At 68.8% G+C, this 224-nt stretch carries 1 protein-coding gene; it reads right to left on the reverse strand.

Annotated elements, in window-relative coordinates:
• A partial coding sequence (locus tag ADK65_RS09335; protein WP_234352837.1) for a methylmalonyl-CoA mutase family protein occupies nucleotides 1–224 on the reverse strand: 224 nt, incomplete at both ends.

Below are 224 nucleotides of genomic sequence, written 5' to 3' on the forward strand. Positions count from 1 at the left end.
CAGTCCCTGCACGGCGACGCGCACCAGGTTGACCTCGGGCTGCTGGGCGGTCAGCTGCACCCCGGCCGTCTGGGTGTGGAAGCGCAGCATCAGCGACTTCGGATTCTTCGCCCCGAATTCCTCACGCATCACCCGGGCCCAGATCCGGCGCGCCGCACGGAACTTGGCCACCTCCTCCAGGATCGTCGTGCGGGCGACGAAGAAGAACGACAGGCGGGGCGCGA

The sequence above is a fragment of the Streptomyces sp. NRRL B-1140 genome, from assembly GCF_001280065.1.
Classification (GTDB): Bacteria; Actinomycetota; Actinomycetes; order Streptomycetales; family Streptomycetaceae; genus Streptomyces.